Annotated in this window: 16 protein-coding genes and 2 rRNA genes; 9 read left to right on the top strand and 9 right to left on the bottom strand. The window is 70.5% G+C overall.

Features of this window, described 5'->3' with window-relative positions:
* Window positions 1–16: 16 nt before the first annotated feature.
* Window positions 17–769: an SOS response-associated peptidase gene (locus ACIBG4_RS14030; protein ID WP_310708572.1), complete on the bottom strand. Its 753-nt coding sequence runs from the start codon at window positions 767–769 to the stop codon at window positions 17–19.
* A gap of 253 nt (window positions 770–1022) precedes the next feature.
* On the opposite strand from ACIBG4_RS14030, the gene aroA reads away from it, so the two are divergent.
* Both aroA and rsgA read left to right on the top strand, forming a co-directional pair.
* Window positions 1023–2300: a 3-phosphoshikimate 1-carboxyvinyltransferase gene (aroA, locus tag ACIBG4_RS14035; RefSeq protein ID WP_397202116.1), complete on the top strand. Its 1278-nt coding sequence runs from the start codon at window positions 1023–1025 to the stop codon at window positions 2298–2300.
* A gap of 160 nt (window positions 2301–2460) precedes the next feature.
* Window positions 2461–3510: a ribosome small subunit-dependent GTPase A gene (gene rsgA / locus ACIBG4_RS14040; protein ID WP_310708873.1), complete on the top strand. Its 1050-nt coding sequence runs from the start codon at window positions 2461–2463 to the stop codon at window positions 3508–3510.
* 134 nt (window positions 3511–3644) lie between these two features.
* Here rsgA and ACIBG4_RS14045 read toward each other — a convergent pair whose 3' ends face one another.
* Complete coding sequence (locus ACIBG4_RS14045) at window positions 3645–3977, bottom strand: cupin domain-containing protein (RefSeq protein ID WP_397202117.1); 333 nt, start codon at window positions 3975–3977, stop codon at window positions 3645–3647.
* A 182-nt stretch (window positions 3978–4159) separates the two neighbouring features.
* Window positions 4160–5377: a serine hydrolase domain-containing protein gene (locus tag ACIBG4_RS14050; RefSeq protein ID WP_397202118.1), complete on the bottom strand. Its 1218-nt coding sequence runs from the start codon at window positions 5375–5377 to the stop codon at window positions 4160–4162.
* Between the two features lie 281 nt (window positions 5378–5658).
* Here ACIBG4_RS14050 and hisN point away from each other — a divergent pair, with 281 nt between their 5' ends.
* Window positions 5659–6495 carry a histidinol-phosphatase gene (gene hisN, locus ACIBG4_RS14055; protein ID WP_397202119.1) on the top strand — a complete coding sequence of 279 codons (837 nt, stop codon included), beginning with the start codon at window positions 5659–5661 and terminating at the stop codon, window positions 6493–6495.
* A 4-nt stretch (window positions 6496–6499) separates the two neighbouring features.
* Here the strand turns inward: hisN and ACIBG4_RS14060 are convergent, their stop codons facing one another.
* Complete coding sequence (locus ACIBG4_RS14060) at window positions 6500–7291, bottom strand: fructosamine kinase family protein (RefSeq protein WP_397202120.1); 792 nt, start codon at window positions 7289–7291, stop codon at window positions 6500–6502.
* A complete protein-coding gene (locus ACIBG4_RS14065; protein WP_397202121.1) occupies window positions 7278–7700 on the bottom strand; it encodes a low molecular weight protein-tyrosine-phosphatase in 423 nt (140 codons plus the stop codon). The genes ACIBG4_RS14060 and ACIBG4_RS14065 overlap by 14 nt, the downstream gene beginning before the upstream one ends.
* A 172-nt stretch (window positions 7701–7872) precedes the next feature.
* On the opposite strand from ACIBG4_RS14065, the gene pstS reads away from it, so the two are divergent.
* From pstS to ACIBG4_RS14090, 5 genes are read left to right on the top strand one after another with little or no spacing between them, the layout of a single operon-like run.
* Window positions 7873–8985 carry a phosphate ABC transporter substrate-binding protein PstS gene (gene pstS / locus ACIBG4_RS14070; RefSeq protein WP_310708565.1) on the top strand — a complete coding sequence of 371 codons (1113 nt, stop codon included), beginning with the start codon at window positions 7873–7875 and terminating at the stop codon, window positions 8983–8985.
* Window positions 8986–8991: 6 nt separating this feature from the next.
* Entirely contained in the window at window positions 8992–9972 is a 981-nt protein-coding gene (gene pstC, locus ACIBG4_RS14075; protein ID WP_310708564.1) for a phosphate ABC transporter permease subunit PstC, read from the top strand.
* Complete coding sequence (pstA, locus tag ACIBG4_RS14080; protein WP_310708563.1) at window positions 9969–10844, top strand: phosphate ABC transporter permease PstA; 876 nt, start codon at window positions 9969–9971, stop codon at window positions 10842–10844. The genes pstC and pstA overlap by 4 nt, the downstream gene beginning before the upstream one ends.
* Window positions 10845–10858: 14 nt before the next feature.
* Complete coding sequence (gene pstB, locus ACIBG4_RS14085) at window positions 10859–11635, top strand: phosphate ABC transporter ATP-binding protein PstB (protein ID WP_310708562.1); 777 nt, start codon at window positions 10859–10861, stop codon at window positions 11633–11635.
* A complete protein-coding gene (locus tag ACIBG4_RS14090) occupies window positions 11635–12351 on the top strand; it encodes a response regulator transcription factor (protein WP_310708561.1) in 717 nt (238 codons plus the stop codon). Before pstB ends, ACIBG4_RS14090 begins: the two co-directional genes overlap by 1 nt.
* 423 nt (window positions 12352–12774) lie before the next feature.
* Here the strand turns inward: ACIBG4_RS14090 and ACIBG4_RS14095 are convergent, their stop codons facing one another.
* Window positions 12775–13764 (bottom strand): serine hydrolase, encoded by a 990-nt coding sequence (locus tag ACIBG4_RS14095; protein WP_397202122.1) that lies wholly within the window; start codon window positions 13762–13764, stop codon window positions 12775–12777.
* A gap of 506 nt (window positions 13765–14270) precedes the next feature.
* The gene (locus tag ACIBG4_RS14100; RefSeq protein WP_397202123.1) at window positions 14271–15161 is read right to left on the bottom strand and encodes a phenylalanine 4-monooxygenase; all 891 of its coding nucleotides are present in this window, start codon (window positions 15159–15161) and stop codon (window positions 14271–14273) included.
* A 127-nt stretch (window positions 15162–15288) separates the two neighbouring features.
* Here ACIBG4_RS14100 and ACIBG4_RS14105 point away from each other — a divergent pair, with 127 nt between their 5' ends.
* On the top strand, window positions 15289–15756 hold the full coding sequence (locus ACIBG4_RS14105) for an Lrp/AsnC family transcriptional regulator (RefSeq protein WP_397202124.1): 468 nt from the start codon (window positions 15289–15291) through the stop codon (window positions 15754–15756).
* Window positions 15757–16443: 687 nt separating this feature from the next.
* Here ACIBG4_RS14105 and rrf read toward each other — a convergent pair.
* A 5S ribosomal RNA gene (gene rrf, locus ACIBG4_RS14110) occupies window positions 16444–16560 on the bottom strand.
* Between the two features lie 80 nt (window positions 16561–16640).
* A 23S ribosomal RNA gene (locus ACIBG4_RS14115) occupies window positions 16641–16728 on the bottom strand; the annotation flags it as partial.

Here is a 16728-nt window from a genome sequence, read left to right on the forward strand (position 1 = left end):
CCGTCCTTTTACACCTTCAGAAGAGGGCGGGCGCCTCCTCGGGAGGGAGCGGTTCGACGAGCTCCGGGCCGTTGTTGCGGACGTTGTTGACGGCGGTGGAGACGGGGACCGCGGCGAGCCGGCCCGGGGTGGCGGGCACCAGCAGCCCGGAGACGGTCTCCGTGTCGGTGAGCTTGGGGTCGAGCCATTCGGCCCAGCGGTCCGGCTCGACCATCATGGGCATCCTGTCGTGGATGCGCCCGAGCTCGTCCTCGGCGTCCGTGGTGACGACCGTGCAGGTGACGAGCCACTTGAGGGGGTCGTCGTCCTCGCGCGAGGGGTCCTTCCAGAACTCGTACAGGCCGGCCATCGCGAGCAGCCCGCCGTCGTCGGGGCGGATGAAGTACGGCTGCTTGCGCTTCTTGCCGTCGTCGCCCTCGACCGGCATCCACTCGAAGTAGCCGTCGGCGGGCAGCAGGCACCTGCGCTTGGCGAACGCCTGCCGGAACGACGGCTTCTCCGCCAGGGTCTCGGCCCGGGCGTTGATCATGCGCGAGCCGATGGACGGGTCCTTGGCCCAGGCGGGCACGAGGCCCCATCGCACGACCCTGAGCTGCCGCACCGCCCGCTCGGCCTCCTTGGGCACCCGGCTCAGCACGGCGTAGACGTTCTTGGTGGGCGCGACGTTGTAGTCGGGGGCCAGCTCCTGGTCGGGATCGCCGTCGAGCTCGACCTGGAACTCCTCCAGCAGCTCGTGCTTCTTGCGCGCCGACGCGTATCTACCGCACATGCCCCCACATTGCCACGTACGACCTCCGCTCGCGTGTCCACACGCGGCGACCCCGTGGGGACCACGCCTGTCCACGGTCGCGGGCGAGGGACCGGCGTCCGTCCACAAGCCGGTCCGCAGGGGCAGCGTCCGTCCACAAGCCGGTCCGCAGGGACAGCGTCCGTCCACAAGCCGGTCCGTAGGGACGGGGTTCGTCCACAGGGTCCCGACGAGGACGACGGCCGGTCCGGCCCTGGCCCGATAGGCTTGGCCCATGCCCGCTCAGCACTGGCCCGCTCCCGCCGCCACCGGCCCCGTGACCGCGTCCGTCGAGCTGCCCGGCTCCAAGTCGGTCACCAACCGCGCCCTCGTGCTCGCCGCCCTCGCCGACGGGCCGGGCACCGTGCGCCGGGCGCTGCGCAGCCGCGACGCCGACCTCATGGTCGCGGCCCTGCGCGCCCTCGGCGCGACGCTGGAGCCGGTGGCCGAGACCTCGGCCTCGGTCGACTGGCGGGTGACGCCCGGCCCGGTGCGCGGCGGCGTGCACGTCGACGCCGGCCTGGCCGGCACGGTCATGCGGTTCGTCCCGCCGGTGGCCGCGCTGGCCGACGGCCCCGTCTCGTTCGACGGCGACCCGCACGCCCGCAAGCGTCCCATGGGCCCGATCCTCGACGCGCTGCGCGCCCTGGGCGCCCGCGTGGAGGGCGACGCGCTGCCGTTCACCGTCAGCGGGCCGATCGCGGGCGGCGAGGTGACGATCGACGCGTCGGCCTCCTCCCAGTTCGTCTCGGGGCTGCTGCTCACGGCGGCGCGTTTCGAGAAGGGCGTGACGATCCGCCACGCCGGCCCGCCGGTGCCGTCGCAGCCGCACATCGACATGACCGTCCAGATGCTGCGCGAGGTGGGCGTGCGGGTCGACGACTCCGAGCGAGACGTGTGGCGCGTGGAGCCCGGGCCCGTCGCGCCGCGTGACCTGACGGTCGAGCCCGACCTGTCCAACGCGGCGCCGTTCCTGGCGGCGGCCATGGTCACCGGCGGCACGGTCACGATCTCCGGCTGGCCGGCCCGTACGACCCAGCCGGGCGACGCGCTGCGCGGCCTGCTCACCGGCATGGGCGCCACCGTCCGCCTGAGCGAGGACGGCGATCTGACGGTCACCGGCTCGGGCCGGATCGACGGCATCGACGCCAACCTGCGCGAGGTGGGCGAGCTGACACCCACGATCGCCGCCCTGGCCGCGCTGGCCTCCTCCCCCAGCCGCGTGCGCGGCGTCGCCCACCTGCGGGGGCACGAGACCGACCGGCTCGCGGCGCTCGCCACCGAGATCAACCGGCTGGGCGGCGACGCCGAGGACACCGACGACGGCCTGGTCATTCGTCCGCGCCCGCTGCACGGCGGCGTCTTCCACAGCTACGACGACCACCGCATGGCCACCGCCGGCGCGGTGCTCGGGCTCGCCGTCCCCGGTGTCGAGGTGGAGAACATCGCGACGACGGGTAAGACCCTCCCGGAGTTCACGGACATGTGGGCGTCGATGCTGGGCAGGCGATGAGCGCCCCGAAGCCGTCGCGGCCGCCGGGGCCGGCGAAGCTAGTGCGGTCGCTGCGGTCCACGGAGCAGGTGCGGCCACCGGGGCCGACGGAGTTGTTCGGGGTGCCGCCGATGTTCGGTGCGCCGAGGCCGTGCCAGAGCGATCACAGGGGTGAAGACCGCTGAAGAAGCGGGAGTACGACGAGGACGACGTACGGGTCAGGCCGGGCAAGGGCTCACGGCCGCGGACCCGCATCCGGCCTGCGCACGAGGACGCCGTCGAGGGGTTCGTGGTGGCGGTCGACCGGGGCCGCTACACCACGCTGGTGGAGGCGGAACGGCCCAAGGGCTCGGCCGCCAAGCGCGCCGGGCGCCCGCGCTCCCATCTGGTCGTCGCGATGAAGGCCCGGGAGCTGGGCCGCAAGGGCATCGTGGTGGGCGACCGGGTGGCGCTGGTCGGCGACGTGTCCGGCCGGCCCGACGCGCTGGCCCGGGTGGTCCGGGTGGAGCCGCGCACCTCGATGCTGCGGCGCTCGGCCGACGACACGGACGACACCGACGGCATCGAGCGGCCGGTCGTGGCCAACGCCGAGCAGCTCGTCATCGTCACCGCGCTGGCCGACCCGCCGCCGCGGCCCCGCATGATCGACCGGATCCTCGTCGCCGCGTTCGACGCCGAGATCGATCCGCTGCTGTGCCTCACCAAGTCCGACCTCGCGCCGCCCGACGACCTGGTCGGTCTCTACCAGCCGCTCGGCGTGCCGCACGTCGTGGTGCGCAAGGGCGGCTCGCTGGACGAGCTGCGCGAGCACCTGACGGGCCGCATCAGCGTGCTCGTGGGCCACTCGGGGGTGGGCAAGTCGACGCTGGTCAACGCGCTCGTGCCCGACGCCAACCGGGCGGTGTCCCAGGTCAACGCGGTGACCGGCCGGGGACGCCACACCTCGACGTCGGCCGTGGCCCTGGAGCTGCCGGAGGGCGGCTGGATCATCGACACGCCGGGGGTGCGCAGCTTCGGCCTCGCCCACGTGTCGGTCGAGACGGTGCTCGCGGGCTTCCCCGACCTGGTGGAGGGCACGGTCGGCTGTCCCAAGGGCTGTACCCACCTGGGCGAGGGGTGCGCCCTGGACGCGTGGGTGGCGGCGGGGCACGCCGACCAGGTCCGCCTGGAGTCGCTGCGCCGGCTGCTGTCCAGCCGCGACGGCGCCCCGGACGAGTCCTCCGCCACCTGACCTCGAACCCTGGTCAACGCGTCCATCGCCGGGCGTCATCCTGTGGCCGATCCGTCAGCCACCGGACCTCGCCGTCATGCCCCGACGCTGCTCGCGTTCGGCGAGCTCACGGACGAGAAGGCCGCGGCGATCGCCTACGTTTCGGTGCGCTTCTCCAGCCGGCTGCCACGCGGCAGGGTGATGGCCATGATGTTCGTGGGGGTGTCCAGCTCGATGCGGTGCCATCGCCCGCGCGGGACGATCGCCGCGGTTCCGGCCGTCAGCCTGATCTCTTCCTCCTGCTGTCCCGGCCGCTCCGGTCGGAGGTAGAGGCGCATCTTCCCGATGAGGCAGGACAGGATCTCCTCGGCCTCGGGGTGGACTTCCCAGTGGTCGGCATGGACGTCGGCGTCGGTCTTCGCGTAGAAGGTCACCAGCTGCCAGCCGTCCTGGTCGGAATTCGTTGCCGTCTTCCCGGCGCGAATCATGCCGCCTTGGACAAGGTGGACAGAGGACGCGAAAAGATCGATCGGGGTGACAGTAGTCATGCCCAGGCGCCTTCCTGCAGTGGACGTTCATCCGGTGGGTGGATCGCCGGTCGATCCCGGGCGGGGAGCGGATCGCGGTCATCGGCCTGCTCCCCGCCCGGGATGGTGGGCGTGTTCTCGACCTAGGCGTCTCCGTGGCCGCACAGCGCTTGCCGGAAGAAGGCCGACAGCGCGTCGTCGATGGCGTGGGGCTGTGGCTTGCCCGAGGAGTCGGGCTTGTTCCACCTCACGAGGTTCATCGCGACGGACATCTGCCGCTTGCCGTCCGCGCGGGTCCATGACGCCGTTGCGGCCCCCCAGGCCGAGCCCTCGTTGCCCCAGAAGGTGCCGCAATCCGTGGTCCTGACCTCCAGGCCGAGGCCATAGTCGATCTTCTGCCCGGTTTGGCTGATGACCGGAACCGTGCGCTGCATCTGCGCCAGCGACGACCGCTTGACGATCTTGCCGGCGAGCAGCCCGTCATAGAAGCGGTTGAGATCCTCCATGGTCGACACCAGCGAGGCCGACACCCCGACCCAGGACATGTCATAGACGCTGTAGTCGCGCGGCGGGTCGATCAAGCCGAAGAACGCCTCGTACATCCGCGGGTGCGGCCCCTTGATGCGTGGCCCGGCCGGAAACTCGGTGTGCCGGAGCCCAGCACGCTTGATGACGTTCTGGGTGATGTACTGCTCGGCCGTGGTGCCGGTCACCTGCTCCAGAAGCTCGCCGAGAAGCAGGTAGTTGGTGTTGGAGTACACCCCCGGAGTGCCTCCGGGCTTGCCGGTCGCAGGCGCCGCGACCCCCATCCTGATCAGCTCGGTCGGGCGGAACCGCCTGAACCGGTTGTCGTCAAGGCTCTTGGGCGACATGTCCGGCAGGGAGGGGTACTTCGCCAGGGACGGGAACGCATAGGTGAGGTATTCGGCGAGGCCGCTGGTGTGGTTGAGCAGCATCCGCACCGTGATCTCCCTGCCGCGATCACCTGGCACCAGCTTCGGGAGATAGTGGCCGATCGGCGCGTCGAGCCCGATCCGGCCCTTCTCGACCTGCTGCAGAACCGCGGCGGCGGTGAAGGCCTTGGTGATGCTGCCGACCCGTTGCCGCATGTCCGGCCGCACGGGACGGCCGGTCTCGAGATCGGCGACCCCGGAGGCGCCGCGCCATACCTGGCCGGCATCGCGCACCTCGGCGTACACACCCGGCATCCCGGCGCTGTGGATGCCGTCCATGGCGGACTGCAGCTCCGCGGGATCGAAGCCGGCCGGCGCGAACCCGTCGGCCGGCGCGACCCTCGTCTCTCCGGACGCGGGAGCCACCGCCACCGTGCCCCCACTGGCCCCCAGCACGGCCACGCTCACCCATGTCGCCATCCGCCTCTTCACAACATCCCGCCCTCTCGTGATCAATGACCGCGACGGGGGCTCTCTGTCCCCACGCCCTCGACCGGCATCCCGTCCCATGCATCGTCGGCCGGTTGCCGTCCGGGGGCGTCCTGCGAGCGGAGTCATCTGCCACTACCGCACCGGGATCAACGACCGACCGGACTACGACGCCGGGAGTAGTCCCCACGGGGATGAGCGCGGGAGTCTCGGTAACCCCCGAGCCGCGGCGAAAGGGGGAAAGGCGACGCGGGCCCCTGATGCGCGAGCGGCCCGGCACGGTAGCGTGGCAAACCGTGCAGGGTTACAACGACGATCTACGCCTCGCCCACGTGATGGCGGACGCCGCCGACGACCTGACCATGCGCCGGTTCAAGGCCGTGGACCTCAAGGTCGAGACCAAGCCCGACCTCACCCCGGTCAGTGACGCCGACCGGGCGGTCGAGGAGATCATCCGTGGCACGCTGCGCCGCGCGCGCCCACGCGACGCGGTCGTGGGCGAGGAGTTCGGCCGGACCGGCTGGGGCGCCAGGTCCTGGATCGTCGACCCCATCGACGGCACGAAGAACTACGTGCGCGGCGTGCCCGTGTGGGCGACGCTGATCGCGCTGATGGAGTACGGCAAGGTCGTCGTCGGCCTGGTGTCGGCCCCGGCGCTCGGCCGCCGCTGGTGGGCCGCCACCGAGGGCGGCGCGTGGACCGGCAAGAGCCTGGCCAGGGCCACCCGCATGCGCGTGTCGCAGGTCGCCGGCCTGGGCGACGCGTCGTTCTCCTACTCCAGCTTCGGCGGCTGGGAGGAGACCGGCCGCCTCGGCCCGTTCCTCGACCTCGGCCGCGCCTGCTGGCGCACCCGCGCCTACGGCGACTTCTGGTCGCACATGATGGTCGCCGAGGGCTCGGTCGACATCTCGGCCGAGCCGGAGCTGTCGCCCTGGGACATGGCGGCCCTGACGGTGATCGTCGAGGAGGCGGGCGGCGTCTGGACCGACGTCGAGGGCGTGGCGAGCCTGGAGGGCGGCAGCATGGTCTGCACCAACGGCCTCCTGCACGACGAGGTCCTCAAGCGCCTGAACGAGGGCCGCGACCCGCGCGCCTGACCGTTCACCGGCCGAGGGCCGCCACTCGCGCCACCGCCCGCATGAGACTGTCCCGGTACGACCCGCCGAACAGGACCACGTGGACCAGCAGCGGGTGGAGCTGGTGCAGCGGCACGCGATCCCGCCAGCCGTCCGCCAGCGGGCTCTCCTCCTGGTACGCCGCGAGGATGCGGTCCTCGTACGGCACGCCGAACAGCGCCAGCATGGCCAGGTCCGTCTCCCTGTGCCCGCCGTGCGCCGCCGGGTCGATGAGCACCCCGGTGCCGCCGGACCACAGCACGTTGCCGCTCCACAGGTCGCCGTGGATGCGGGCCGGCGGCTCCGGCGGCCCTGCTGCCTCCGGGAAGCGCTCCACGGCCCGCTCGATCAGCCGTACGTCGTCCGAGGGCAGGCCGGCCCGCCGTACGAAGGGCAGCACGCGGCGGGTGGCGTAGAACGACGGCCAGTCGTCGGCGGGCGAGTTGTCCATCGGCAGGTCCGCGATGAAGCCCGGCCAGGGCGCGCCGAAGGCGGGCGCCCCGGCGGCGTGCATGCGCGCGAGCTCCCGCCCGAACCGCTCGGCGGCGGCCGGGCCGGGCGGTTCCGTGTCCACCCACGACAGCACCAGCCGGTCCTCGGCCACCTCGACGACCTCGGGGACGGCGATCACCTCGCCCAGCCACCGCAGTCCCCCCGCCTCCGACGCGAACGCCGGCGAGGCGGTCCCCACCTTGGCGAAGACCTGCCGCCCGTCGTCCAGCACGCCCCGCCGCAGCCGCCGGCCGTGCGAGCCGCCGAGGTCCTCAGCCGATCTCATCGCTGATGTGCTTCGCCACGCCCTCGGCCGCCGCCTCGACGAGCTCCAGCACCTCCTCGAAACCCTCGGGCCCCCCGTAGTACGGGTCGGGCATCTCGGCCCCCTCGGGCGCCGCCGGGTCGAACGAGCGGAACAGGCTCACCTCGACTCCGGCCGGCGCCATCCCGCGCAGCACGGCCAGGTTGTCGCGGTCCATGGCGAGGATCAGGTCGTAGCGGTCGAACCAGTCGTGGGTGAACTGCCGGGCGCGGTGCGCCGAGCCGTCGTACCCGTGGTCGGACAGGGTGCGCAGGGCGCGGTCGTCCATCGGGTCGCCGGCGTGCCAGCCGCCCGTGCCCGCGCTCTCCACGGTCACACGCCGGGCCAGCCCGTGACCCTCCAGCACGCGGCGGAGGACGACCTCCGCCATGGGTGACCTGCAGATGTTCCCCATGCACACGAGGCATACGCGATACGTCATAAACCCCATCATGGGGGCGACCGGGCCCGTTCACCGAACGTTCACCCTCGTCAGGGGTTGCGAGTCACTTTGCCTGCATAACTTCAAGGGCGACTAAGGACCAAGTGGGAGGAACCCAACCGTGAAGTATGCAGGCCGGCTCGCCGCCGTCGCCGTAGTCGGCGCGCTCTCGCTCGCTGCGTGCGGCACAGACAACAACAGCTCGGGCAGCAACGCGGGCACCAGCTCCGCCGCGGCCACGGGCGCCGCCGAAGGCGGGCTGAGCGGCACCATCAACGCCGCCGGTTCCTCGGCCCAGGCCAACGCGATCGACCAGTGGAAGAAGGACTTCCAGTCCAAGAACTCCGGCGTCAGCGTGAACTACCAGCCGAGCGGCTCGGGAGCGGGCGTGCAGGCGTTCATCCAGGGCACGGTCGCCTTCGCGGGTTCCGACTCGGCCCTCAAGGAGGACAAGGGCGAGCCGGCGCAGGCCGACGCCCGCTGCAAGACCGGCAAGGCCATCAACATCCCGATGGTCACCGGCCCGGTCGCCGTCGTCTACAACCTCCCGGGCGTGGACGGCCTGCAGCTTTCGCCCAAGACGATCGGCGCCATCTTCAGCGGCAAGATCACCAAGTGGGACGACGCGGCCATCAAGGCCGACAACCCGCAGGCGAAGCTGCCCGCCACCCCGATCCAGGCCTTCCACCGGGCCGACGAGTCGGGCACCAGCGACAACTTCACCAAGTTCCTCAAGGCCACCGCCGAGTGGCCGTACGAGCCGGCCAAGGCCTGGCCCGCCGAGGCCAAGGGCCAGGGCGCCAAGGGCTCCGACGGCATCGCCTCGTCGGTCAAGGGCACCGAGGGCGCCATCAGCTACGTCGAGCTGTCGTTCGCCGAGAACTCCCAGCTCCAGAAGGCCAAGGTCGCCAACGGCACGGGCGAGTTCGTCGAGCTGACCGCCGAGAGCGCGGCCAAGACCGTCGAGACCGCCACGGTCGAGGGCACCGGCAACGACCTCAAGCTGAAGATCGACTACGGCACCAAGACGGCGGGCGCCTACCCCATCGTCCTCGTGACGTACGAGATCACCTGTGAGAAGGGGCTGGCCCCCGAGGAGGCCAAGCTGGTCAAGTCCTTCCTCACCTACACCGCCAGCGACGAGGGCCAGACCGCGCTGAAGGACCTCGGTTACGCTCCCCTGTCGGGCGAGCTGCTGACCAAGGTCCGCTCCGCCGTCGAGGCCATCTCCTGATCGCCGATGACGACTGACGTCCGTACCCGCGGGGGCGGGCCGGCCACGGGCCGGCCCGCCTCGCGGCGCAGCCACGGTGAGACGCCCTTCCGCTACGCAGCCACCGGCGCGGGCATCCTCCTGCTCGGGATCATGGCGGCCATCGCCGTGTTCCTCATCAGCGAGGCGGTTCCCGCGCTACGGGCCAACAAGGGCGGCTTCTTCACCGACCTGACCTGGGAACCGAACGGCAGCCAGGTCTTCGGCATCGCCGCTCTGGCCTTCGGCACCGTCCTCAGCTCCGCCATCGCGCTGGTCATCGCCACCCCGGTGGCCATGGGCGTGGCGCTGTTCATCTCCCACTACGCCCCCCGCCGCCTGGCCGGGCCGCTCGGCTACCTGGTCGACCTGCTCGCCGCCGTCCCCAGCGTCGTCTACGGCCTGTGGGGCGTGACGTTCCTGGTGCCGCTGCTCAAGACGCCTTCGGAGTGGCTGAACGCGCACCTCGGCTGGTTCCCGCTGTTCTCCGGCGAGGGCGCGATCGGCGGCAAGACCATGCTGGCCGGCGGCGTCGTGCTGGCCATCATGATCCTGCCGATCATCGCCGCGATCTCCCGCGAGGTCTTCCTCCAGACCCCGAAGATGAACGAGGAGGCCGCGCTCGCCCTCGGCGCCACCCGCTGGGAGATGATCCGCATGGCGGTCCTGCCGTTCGGCCGCCCCGGCGTGGTCAGCGCCTCGATGCTCGGCCTCGGCCGGGCCATGGGTGAGACGATCGCGGTCGCGCTCATCTTCCCCGCCACGTTCGACATCACGTTCGAGATCCTCACCCCGCACGGCAACAGCATCGCGGCCAACATCGCCAACGGCTTCGGCGAGGCCACCCCGATCGGCCGCGGCGCGTTGATCGCCTCCGGCCTGGTGCTGTTCGTCATCACGCTGCTCGTCAACACGGCCGCCCGCATGATCATCAACCGCCGCAAGGAATACGCGAGGAGCGGCGCATGACCACCGTCCAGCACATATCGACCGGCCGCCGCGTCAAGGATCGCCTGGCGCAGGGGCTGGTCTATCTGGCGTTCGCCCTGGCCGTCGTGCCGCTCGTCTCGGTGCTCTGGCTGGTGATCAGCAAGGGCCTGGCCCGGTTCGACATGGAGTTCCTCACCCACTCCATGCGCAACATCGGCGCGCGCGACGCGGGCGGCGGCGCGTACCACGCGATCATCGGCACGCTGGAGCAGGTGCTGCTCGCCTCCGCCATCTCGGTGCCGATCGGCCTGCTCACGGCGATCTACCTCACCGAGTACGGCAACGGCGGCCGGCTGAGCCGGGCCATCAGCTTCTTCGTGGACGTCATGACCGGCGTCCCGTCCGTCGTCACCGGCCTGTTCATCCTGGCGTTCTGGGTCCTGTTCCTCGGCATGCCGTTCTCCGGCCTGGCCGGGGCGCTCGCCCTGTCGATCCTCATGATGCCGACGGTGGTCAGGTCGGCCGAGGAGATGCTCCGCCTGGTGCCGAACGACCTGCGCGAGGCCTCGTACGCGCTGGGCGTGGCCAAGTGGCGCACGATCGTGAAGGTCGTGCTGCCGACCGCGCTCACCGGCATCGTCACGGGCGTCATGCTGGCCGTCGCCCGCGTCGCCGGCGAGACGGCGCCGCTGCTGCTGACCGTGTTCTTCACCGACTCCATCAACAACGACCCGTTCAACGGGCCGCAGATGGGGCTCCCCCTCTATGTCTTCGACCAGGCGGCACGTCCCAACGACACCGCCATCGACCGGGCCTGGACCGGAGCCCTCACGCTCATCCTGATCGTCATGCTGCTCAATCTGGTGGCGCGCCTCATCGCCTGGTGGCGCTCGCCCGCCAGGGGCCGATAGGGGGTATCAGCGCAATGTCCAAGCAGATCCAGGTCTCCGGTCTCGACGCGTACTACGGGTCGCACAAGGCCATCGAGGACGTCTCGATGACGATCGAGCCGCGCTCGATCACGGCGTTCATCGGCCCGTCAGGGTGCGGCAAGTCGACGTTCCTGCGCACGCTCAACCGCATGCACGAGGTCATCCCCGGCGCGCGGGTGGAGGGCAAGGTGCTGCTCGACGGCGAGGACCTGTACGGGACCTCCGTCGAGCCGGTGTCGGTGCGCAGGCTGATCGGCATGGTCTTCCAGCGTCCGAACCCGTTCCCCACGATGTCCATCTACGAGAACGTGGCGGCGGGCCTGCGGCTCAACGGCCGCGTCTCCAAGTCGGAGACCGACGGCGTCGTCGAGGAGTCGCTCAAGGGCGCCAACCTCTGGAACGAGGTCAAGGACCGGCTCAACAAGCCCGGCGCGGGCCTGTCGGGCGGCCAGCAGCAGCGGCTGTGCATCGCTCGCGCGATCGCGGTCAAGCCGCAGGTGCTGCTGATGGATGAGCCGTGCTCGGCGCTCGACCCGATCTCCACGCTGGCGATCGAGGACCTCATGGTCAAGCTCAAGGACCAGTACACGATCGTCATCGTCACCCACAACATGCAGCAGGCGGCCCGGGTCAGCGACCGGACGGCCTTCTTCAACCTGTCCGAGCAGGGCAAGCCGGGCAAGGTGGTGGAAATGGACGAAACTTCCCGGATGTTCACCAACCCCTCGCAGAAGGCGACCGAGGACTACATCACCGGGCGCTTCGGCTGATGACCCACCAGCAGGCGGCATCCACGGTGCACGGGGACACACGGACCAGGCCCGTACTGCTCATCGCCGACCCCGACGAGGAGGTCGTCGGAGAACTCGCCGACGCCCTCGAACGCGAGGGCGTGGCCGTCACAGGCGCGCCCGACGGCGCCCAGGGCCTCCTGCAGGCCGGCGCGCTCCAGCCGGACGTGGTGCTCGTGTCGGCCACGCTGCCGGTCATCAACGCCGTCGACTTCGTGCGCGCGGTCCGGGTCGCCCGGGCCGTGCCCGTCCTGCTCGGGGTCGGAGAGGGCAACGCCGACCAGGCCCTCCAGGCGCTCGCCGCCGGGGCCGCCGCCTGCGTCGCCCGGCCGTACCGGGTGCCCGAGCTGCTGCCGTTCATCCACGCCGCCTCCCCGGAGCAGCGCGACGTGCTCGCCGTCGGCGCGGTCGAGCTGGACGTGCGGGCCTACCGGGTACGCGTGGACGGGCGGGTCGTCCACCTGCCGCTGCGGGAGTTCGAGCTGCTGCTGTACCTGATGCGCAACGCCGACCGCACGGTGACGCGGGAGCAGATCATGAGGCACGTGTGGCATGCGGGGGCCGGCACGTCCACGAACACGATCGCGGTCCACGTCAAGCGACTGCGCGCCCGCCTCGGCGACGACGACGACCAGCTCATCCAGACGGTACGCGGGGTCGGCTACCGCCTCGTCACCCCGGGCTCACCTTCCTGACCTGGTTGTTCCACGGCGGTGGTTGGGCGCCTGAGTGTCTGGGGCGGCGGCGGTCGCCGATGGGCCTGGTGCGGGTCGGTAGCGGTGCGGGTCGGTAGCGGTGCGGGTCTGTAGCGGTGGTGCGGGTCGGTGGTGTGGGTCGGTGGTGTGGGTCGGTGGTACAGGCGGTCCGCTCGGCCCAGGGTGCTCGCCGCGCCATGCCCCGAAGCGCCACCCGCCGGCCGCGACTGGCAGCCGCCTCCCGCAGGTGGTCACGCGGACAGGTGCGCGGGGCCGGCTGGTGCGGGGAAGCCGTGAGGCCCAGCGGATGCGCAGGACCGGCAGATGCGGGGCAGCTGTCAGGCACGGCAAGGTGCGCAGGACCGGCAGATGCGGGGAACTGTCAGGCTCAGCGGGTGCGCAGGACCGGTGGTTCGCTGCGGCTCATGACCCCCGGCAGGTGCGGAACGCCCGCATGACGCGCGTGGCCACACCCTCGACGGTCGCGATGCCGTGCCCCACCTCGGCGGCACCCTCACTGAGCACCGCGACCGCGTAATCGTGCCCCACGGCGCCCTTGCCGCGCCCGCGGATCAGCCCGACCGTGACCACGGCCCAACGCTTGGTGGAGACCCGCTTCAGCCAGCCGTTCTTCAGAGCCACGCGGTCACCCTCGCAGGCGGCGGCGCTGACCCCCCAGTTCTGCCCGGCGACGACCCGGCCCATCAACCGCAGCACCTGCTCCCGTTCCTTCGCGGGCAACGGGCTGCGGTCCGACATCAGGGCCCGCATCAGCCGTACCTGGTCCTCGGCCGAGGTGGGCGTGATGCCCCAGCAGTACAGATCCACGCACCTACCCGGCACGCCCACGGTGTGACGCAGCCCTAACCTGCGCCCCGCCCTGGTGAACCCGTCCGGACCGCCGATGCGCACCCAGAGCCGGTCGGCCGCGTGGTTGTCGCTGTAGCGGATCATCAGATCGGCGTCGCGGCGCACGGCCTTGGGCAGCTCGCGCCACGGGGTGCGGAGGAGGAGCGCCATGAGGATCTGCACCTTGGCGGAGCTGGCGGTGATCAGGCGCTCGCCACGGTGGTAGCGGTACAGGCGGCCGTTGGTGAGGTCCCGCACCATGGCGGTCACGGGCCCGGGCCGACCGGCGAGGTAACGGTCGAGCCGCCGCGTCAGGCTCTTGGCGGGAACGGGCACGACCTTCTCCCGCCGCGAAGGCTTGGTCGCGGCCTCGCGGGCGTCCCGCAGGGGCACGGTGCCGGCACGCTCGACCTCGCCACCGGTACCCCTGAACCCGGCGCTCTCGATGCTTCTCCGGCCCTCACGCGCTGTCTGGGCGGTGGTGCCGCTGTCGAGCTTGTCCGCAGGCACGCTCACGAACTCGCCGTCGTAGTCGCCCTCGGGTGCGCCGTCGGGGTCACTCACTAGTGCGCTGTCGTAGTCACTCTCGGGTTCACCGTCAGACCCGCTCTGGGACCTCCCGTCGGATCTCCCGTCGGGCCTGTCGGCGGATCTCCCGTCGGGCCTGTCCGCGGCGGCGAGCGCAGGACGGGGTGGCACAAGTGCGGGCGGCGCGGGCACAGCCAGCGGCGCCACCAGAAGGGCGGCCACCGCGACCCGGCGCGCCACCCTGCCGACGATCATTGCCAGATTATCCCGACAAACTACGACCCGTCGCTAGCCACCACCACACACCGCCGGATAGCACCCACCGCCGCGCGCGAACCCCACGATCGGCCGCGGGAACCCCCGCCCCAGCGCCGGTCGCTCCCCCATCGCGGTTGTCGGCGCCCAACCAACCCACACCGCACTTCACGCCTGAACCGCGACCAAGCACCAAGTCGTACGTCGCGCGACGGCCATCGCAGGATCTCCCGCGATGGCCACCACACCATTGCCCCCGCCACAACCGCTGGCCCGTCGTCGCGCCGTTATCCTCGGTTCCCGCCCAGCAACCCAGCGATCGAATCGTCCTCGCAGGTCTCCCAGAACCCCCCTACGACATCTTCCAGATGCTGGAGCGACTCCGCCCGGAACAGCACATCCTGATATTTCGTGATGTCGTACTGCGTCGTGCCCATCACCCGAAGGTCCAGCGGCCGGATGTCCATGCCGCGGAACTCCTCGATCTCCCCGTACGAGGACAGGATGCCCGCCCCGTACGCCTTGAGCTCCGGCCCCTCGCTCATCACGCCGAACTCCAGCGTGAACCAGAACACCTTCGACACGAACTCCAACGCCTCCTCGCTCTCCACCCGCCGAGCCGCGGCGCCGGCGAGCCGGTAGAGGGCCGCGTACCGGTCGTGGGCCAGCGCGTTGGCGTGCCCGATGACCTCGTGGATGATGTCCGGCTCCGGCGTGTAGAACGGCACGGAATGGTGGCGGATGTACTGGGTGGAGTGGAAGTACCCGTCCGCGAGCACGCCGTAGAAGTCACGCAACGGGACGAGCCCGGCAGCCGGCAGGTAGCGGAACCCGGTCAGCGGCGACAACAGCCCGCTGACCTCCTCAAGCTGCGGGATCCGGTCGTCGGGCAGGCCGAGCCGCTCCACCCCTTCGAGGTACTCGGCGGTGGCGTACTTGGCGTGCTTGACCGCCAGCTCCCTGGTGACCAGCGCCCAGATGCCGTGCTCCTGCTCGGTGTACTCGGCAGCGGGGATCGGCGTGCCCTTGCGGTGGTTCACAGCCAGCTGCGCGATGGCGTTGCGCCTGGCCCGGTAGACCGGGTCCGCGAAGCCGGGATGGGAGGACGCCAGCTCGACCACGACCGAACCGTCATCCTGCTCCGCGACCGGGGCGAAATACTGCGCTTCCTCGAACATGCACCAGATGACAGCAACTCCACGAAAGTCTGGCAAGAGCGCTGCCTCCGACTGGTCGATACGCTAAGTACCGCACGACCGAACCTGCATGAGATGGACGAATCGCACAGTCGCCGAGGAGGCCCCCGTGGACGAGCTGGATGCCAGGCTCCTGGTGACCATGCGGGCCCATCCCCGCATCGGCCTCACCGAGACGGCACGCCTCCTGGGCGTCGCCCGGGGCACCGTACAGGCGCGGGTGGAGAAGCTGATGGCGCGGGGCATCATCGAAGACTTCGGCCCCACGGTGTCACCGGCTCTGGCGGGATACCCGATCCTGGCGTTCGTCTGGCTGCAGATCGCCCAGGGGCGCCTGACGGAGGCCGTCCATGCGTTGCACAGCGTGCCGCAGATCTTGGAGGTGCACGGTACGAGCGGGCAGCACGATCTGCTCTGCCGGGTGGTGGCGAAAAGCACCGACCACCTTCAGGAGATCATCGCCGCCGTGCTGGCCTCACCTGCGGTGCAGCGCACGGACAGCACAATCGCCCTCTCCACACAGATCCCCTACCGCATCGAGCCGCTCCTCCAGGCCCAGGAAGCGGCCGAGCGCTGACGGTCTCGGCTGTCCGAAGACACGAAGACGGCCATCGCGCGATCCTTCGAGTGCATGACCTGGACTGAAGGGGAACCCCGCGATGGCCGCCGAACACCAGTGTGCCGCCTCCCCGTCCACCACGGCGCCCATTTTCATCAACTCCCTGAACCGACGCGACCTCAAAGCGTGACATTCGACCGCCCATCGGTCCCAGACAGCCACGAGCCCCCGCTAGGTCGCATAAAACCCGAGCAGCAGAACTGGACCAGGAGAACCCGAGCGCGCGAGCTTGACCGATACGCGCCCCGCCTCACGCCTCACGCCGCACGCAGCACGGAGCACGGAGCAGCGCCAGCCTTACGCACCACCGGCATACGAGGGCCCAAGGAGATCACCTGGTTCGCAGCAGCATGATTCACGACATGCGGACTGGCACACGCAGGTTCACGACATGCCCAGCTGGCGCCGCCCCGAAGGCAGCAGACACATAACCAGTCCGCCGGCACAAGCCGACCCCCACCCGAATCCAAATGTCCGCAGCCGACGCCCACCCGAACCCAAAGTCCGTAGCCGACGCCGGCCCGAGGCCGAATGTCCGTCCCAAGCAGGGACCAGACCTGATACCGGTCGATTGCGGGCATGCGAAAGGGGCCCACACAGGCCCGGCACGAATGCCAGACCCGCATGGACCCCCATCAAAAGATTGTCCGGCGGTGACCTACTCTCCCACACCCTCCCGAGTGCAGTACCATCGGCGCTGGGAAGCTTAACTTCCGGGTTCGGAATGTAACCGGGTGTTTCCTTCCCGCCATAACCGCCGTAACCCTCTGAAACACACAAGCTGCTGCTTGCTGTCTCAGAATTGCCTAGTGGACGCGAGCAAAACTACGAAAGTATGCTTTGTGGTCAAGTCCTCGGCCTATTAGTACCGGTCAGCTCCACACGTTACCGTGCTTCCACCTCCGGCCTATCAACCCGGTCGTCTACCGG

Source organism: Nonomuraea sp. NPDC050383 (assembly GCF_044459125.1).
GTDB lineage: Bacteria > Actinomycetota > Actinomycetes > Streptosporangiales > Streptosporangiaceae > Nonomuraea.

Excerpts from the sequence above, each read along its gene's own strand:
- ACIBG4_RS14030 (WP_310708572.1), bottom strand. The coding sequence starts at position 769 with ATGTGCGGTAGATACGCGTCGGCGCGCAAGAAGCACGAGCTGCTGGAG.
- aroA (WP_397202116.1), top strand. The coding sequence starts at position 1,023 with ATGCCCGCTCAGCACTGGCCCGCTCCCGCCGCCACCGGCCCCGTGACC.
- ACIBG4_RS14045 (WP_397202117.1), bottom strand. The coding sequence starts at position 3,977 with ATGATTCGCGCCGGGAAGACGGCAACGAATTCCGACCAGGACGGCTGG.
- hisN (WP_397202119.1), top strand. The coding sequence starts at position 5,659 with ATGCGCGAGCGGCCCGGCACGGTAGCGTGGCAAACCGTGCAGGGTTAC.
- ACIBG4_RS14060 (WP_397202120.1), bottom strand. The coding sequence starts at position 7,291 with ATGAGATCGGCTGAGGACCTCGGCGGCTCGCACGGCCGGCGGCTGCGG.
- ACIBG4_RS14065 (WP_397202121.1), bottom strand. The coding sequence starts at position 7,700 with ATGGCGGAGGTCGTCCTCCGCCGCGTGCTGGAGGGTCACGGGCTGGCC.
- pstC (WP_310708564.1), top strand. The coding sequence starts at position 8,992 with ATGACGACTGACGTCCGTACCCGCGGGGGCGGGCCGGCCACGGGCCGG.
- pstA (WP_310708563.1), top strand. The coding sequence starts at position 9,969 with ATGACCACCGTCCAGCACATATCGACCGGCCGCCGCGTCAAGGATCGC.
- pstB (WP_310708562.1), top strand. The coding sequence starts at position 10,859 with ATGTCCAAGCAGATCCAGGTCTCCGGTCTCGACGCGTACTACGGGTCG.
- ACIBG4_RS14090 (WP_310708561.1), top strand. The coding sequence starts at position 11,635 with ATGACCCACCAGCAGGCGGCATCCACGGTGCACGGGGACACACGGACC.
- ACIBG4_RS14100 (WP_397202123.1), bottom strand. The coding sequence starts at position 15,161 with ATGTTCGAGGAAGCGCAGTATTTCGCCCCGGTCGCGGAGCAGGATGAC.